Genomic DNA, 3,901 nt, shown 5'->3' on the forward strand with positions numbered 1-3,901 from the left:
CGGCTGGTCGCGGTGACCAAGGGCCAGCCGCTGGACGCCATCGAGCGGGCCGTGCTGCCCCACGCGGGGTTGCAACCCGGCGGCCTCCCGCTGGCGGAGGGCCGCGCTCAGGAACTGCGCGACAAGGCGGCCCTGCGCCCGGACCTGGAGTGGCATTTCGTCGGGCCGCTGCAACTCAACAAGGTCAAGTACATGCGCCCGGTCACCCTGATTCACGCGCTGGAGGAGGTGCGGCAGGCCGAGGCCCTCGCCGACGCCGCTGGCAAGTGGGGCCGCGCCCCGGCCGTGCTGCTGCAGGTGCACAACGGGGAGGCGCAGAAACACGGCGTCGCCCCGGACGATCTGCGCCGGGTTCACGCCGAGGTCGTCGCCACCGGCCTCACGGTGCGCGGCCTGATGGTGATGGCGCCGGAGGGTGACCCCGGAGCCGCCCGGCGCGTCTTTGGCGACACGGCGCGGCGGGCACACGACCTCGGTCTGCCCGAACTCAGCATGGGCATGAGCGCTGATTATGACCTCGCCATTCACGCGGGCGCGACCCTGGTGCGCGTCGGAAGGAGCCTTTTTTCATGACGACCTCTCCCCTGACCGATTCTGCCCCCACCGAAGCCCCCCGCCTCAGCGACGCGCTGCTGCCGCAGGCCACCGAGACACTCAGTCCCCTTGACATCTCCCACCAGACGTTCGGGCGCCGCGCCTTCGGCTATGACCGGGGCGCGGTGCGCGGGTTTCTGGACCGGGTGGCGGGCCGGATCGAGGCGCTGCTGCACGAACGGCAGGCCCTGCGCGAGCGCGTGGGCACCCTGGAGCGCGAACTCGAAGAACGCCGCCAGTCCGAGGACGAGATTCGCCGCGCCGTCGTCGCTGCCGAGCGTATCGGGCACGATCTGCGCGAGAACGCCGCGCGGCAGTGTGAGCTGCTGCTCTCGCAGACGCAGACCGAGTGCGACGCCCTGCGGCAGGCAGCCGAGACCCGCGCCGCCGAGACGGAGGCCGCGCACAGGGCGCGGGTGGCCGAGCTGGAAGTCGCCTACCGCGACCGCCTGGCCGAGCTGGAGCGGCGTCACCACGACCTGACCCTGGAGCGCGACCGCGCCCACGCCGAGCGCACCACCTACCTGGACCGCGCCTACAGCGAGCGCCACGCCGACCTCAGCGCCCGCCTGAGTGCCGTGCGCAGCGAATACGCGCAGTTCGTCAGCCAGTACCGCGCCCTGATGCAGTCCTTTTCCGATCTCAGCGCCCGGCACCTGCCCGCCGCCGACGACAGCCTGCCCGCCACCACTCCCGTGACCGTCCTCCACGAGACGGCCACCGTGGACGCGGACGATTCCCGGCCCGGCGAGGGAGGGCGCCCGCCGCTGGTCGAGCAGACCTTCGCGTAAGGACAGGGCGCATCAGGGCAGGGCGCGTGAGACCAGAGCGGCGGCGTAGCCTGGGGGCATGTCCCCGTCTCCCGCCGAGGCCCTCCCCGAAGTCACGCTGCCGCTGACCGACCCGGACTTCATCCGCGACCCGTACCCCTGGCTCTCGGAGGTGCGGGCGGCGACCCCGGCCTTTTACGACCCGGCGCTGGGACGGGTCTTCCTGACCCGGCACGCCGAGATCGGGGCCACCCTGCGGGACCGCCGCTTCGGGCGCTCGGTGCTGCACCGCTACTCGCGCGACGAGCTGGGCTGGCCGCCGCCCGACCCCGCGCAGGCCGCTTTCGACGCCTTCAACACCAACCACCTGCTGGAGTCCGAGCCGCCCAAGCACACCCGGCTGCGCTCGCTGGTGGGCCTGGCCTTCACGCCCCGGCGGGTGGAGGCGCTGGGGCCGCGCATCGAGGCGCTGCTGTCGCGGCAACTGGCGACCCTGGGCGGGGCGGGCGGCTTCGACCTCGTGTCCGCGTATGCTGAGCCGCTGCCCGTCACGGTGATCGCGGAGCTGCTGGGCGTGCCGGAGTCCGAACGGCACAGGCTCCGGCCCTGGTCGGCGGCCATCGTGCGGCTGTATGAGCCGACCTACACGCGGGCCGATCAGGAGGAGGCCGAGCGGGCGGTGCGCGACTTCGGGGCGCTGCTGCGCGACCTCGCGCGGGCGCGGCGGAGAGAACCGCAGGACGACCTGATCACCGCGCTCGTGCAGGCCGAGGCTGTGTCTGAAAGCGGAGAGGGCGACCGCCTGACCGAGGGGGAACTGATCGACACCTGCATCCTGCTGCTCAACGCCGGGCACGAGGCCAGCGTGAACGGGCTCTCGGCGGGCGTGCTCGCGCTGATGCGCCACCGGGAGCATTGGGAGACGCTGGTGGCCGCTGCCAGTCGGGAGGACAGCCTGCCCCTCTTCCGGACGGCGGTGGAGGAGTTGCTGCGCTTTGATACGCCGCTGCCCCTCTTCGAGCGGTACGCGCTGGAGGAGCTGGAGGTCTGCGGCGCCGAGCTGCGCCCCGGCGAGAAGGTGGGGCTGCTGTACGCGAGCGGGAACCGCGACGGGGGGCGCTTCGAGCGGCCCGACGAGCTGAGTCTGACCCGCGACCCCAACCCGCACCTCACCTTCGGGCTGGGGCTGCACTACTGCCTGGGAGCACCGCTGGCACGGCTGGAACTGGCCCTGAGCCTGCGGGCGCTGGCGCGGGCTTACCCGGGCTTGCGGCTGGCAGACCCCGGCGCCGAGCCCGAGTATGTCGGCGGCTTCGTGATCCGGGGGCTGGCGCGGCTGGACGTGGTCACGGGATGACCCGGCCGCCCGGTGACCGCCGCGCCGGGTGGCGGGTCGCGCTCGGCAACGTCGTCTTCAACAACGACACCCCGGCGGGGCGGGCCTTCGATCTGGTGCTGATCGTGCTGATTGTCGCCAGCATCGGGGCGGTGATGTTCGACAGCGTGCGGCCCTTCCGGGCGGCCTACGGCCCGGCTCTCAAGCAGGTCGAGTTGGTGCTGACGCTGCTGTTCTCGCTGGAGTACGGGCTGCGGCTGCTCACCGCACGGCATCCCTGGAACTACGCCCGCTCGTTTTTCGGGCTGGTGGACCTGCTCTCCATCCTGCCGGGGTACCTCGCGCTGCTGGTGCCCGGGGCCGAGACGCTGCTGATCGTGCGGGTGCTGCGGCTGCTGCGGATCTTCCGGATTCTCAAGCTGGCCCGCTACCTCTCGGAGGCCAGCGTGCTCACCGAGGCGATCCGGGCGAGCGCCGCCAAGATCACGGTGTTTCTGGTGACGGTGCTGACGATGGTGACCATCATCGGGGCGCTGATGTACCTGATCGAGGGGCCAGCCAACGGCTACACCAGCATTCCCACCAGCATCTACTGGGCCATCGTCACCCTGACCACCGTGGGCTACGGCGACATCGCGCCCAAGACGCCGCTGGGCAAGGGACTGGCCTCGCTTGCCATGATCCTGGGCTACGGGATTCTGGCCGTGCCGACCGGCATCGTGACGGTCAGCCTCGCCCGCGCTCAGGGGGCACAGGATCAGGGCGCACGGGATCATGGAGCACAGAGCCGCCGACCAGTCCCCCGCGCCTGCCCCCGCTGCGGCCTGGAGGGGCACGACCCCGACGCCCGGTTTTGCAAGCGGTGCGCCGAGGAGTTGCCTAGCACCTGAAGGGTTGCCACCACCCGGGGGCCAGTTCTCCGGCCTGCGCCTCGGCCCCGGCTTCCCCTGTCCGGCCCAGCGCGAGGAGGGCCAGCACGCGGGCAGGGCTGCGGGGGGCGGCGCGGGCCAGGGCTTTCGCGGCGGTGCGCTCCGCTTTCGGCCCGGCTCCCAGCGCCCGCTGCGCGTGGGCGAGGACGGCGAGAAGGTGCGCGTCGGCCTCCTGCCCGGTCAGCTCGGCCACCTTCAGCCCCTCCGCGAGGGTCCGCAAGGCCAGCCGGGGGTCGGCGGCGAGGTCAAGCTCTCCCAGCAGCGTCGCGGCG

At 72.3% G+C, this 3,901-nt stretch carries 4 protein-coding genes and 1 pseudogene; 4 read left to right on the plus strand and 1 reads right to left on the minus strand.

Translation table 11 applies throughout. The annotated features are described in order from the left end of the window. The 4 genes from QOL99_RS06170 to QOL99_RS06185 form a co-directional block, all read left to right on the plus strand. The coding region (locus tag QOL99_RS06170; protein WP_285522309.1) for a YggS family pyridoxal phosphate enzyme at nucleotides 1–573 on the plus strand (573 nt) is incomplete at its 5' end. Further along, nucleotides 570–1,385 carry a DivIVA domain-containing protein gene (locus tag QOL99_RS06175; protein WP_285522310.1) on the plus strand — a complete coding sequence of 272 codons (816 nt, stop codon included), beginning with the start codon at nucleotides 570–572 and terminating at the stop codon, nucleotides 1,383–1,385. The genes QOL99_RS06170 and QOL99_RS06175, both read left to right, overlap by 4 nt. 58 nt (nucleotides 1,386–1,443) lie before the next feature. Next, on the plus strand, nucleotides 1,444–2,721 hold the full coding sequence (locus QOL99_RS06180; RefSeq protein WP_285522313.1) for a cytochrome P450: 1,278 nt from the start codon (nucleotides 1,444–1,446) through the stop codon (nucleotides 2,719–2,721). Next, entirely contained in the window at nucleotides 2,718–3,590 is an 873-nt protein-coding gene (locus QOL99_RS06185; protein ID WP_285522314.1) for an ion transporter, read from the plus strand. The genes QOL99_RS06180 and QOL99_RS06185 overlap by 4 nt, the downstream gene beginning before the upstream one ends. Here the strand turns inward: QOL99_RS06185 and QOL99_RS06190 are convergent. Then, nucleotides 3,580–3,901, minus strand: a pseudogene (locus QOL99_RS06190) (hypothetical protein); the annotation flags it as partial. The gene QOL99_RS06185 and the pseudogene QOL99_RS06190 sit on opposite strands and share 11 nt — an antisense overlap.

It is taken from the genome of Deinococcus rhizophilus, from assembly GCF_030271215.1.
GTDB lineage: Bacteria > Deinococcota > Deinococci > Deinococcales > Deinococcaceae > Deinococcus > Deinococcus rhizophilus.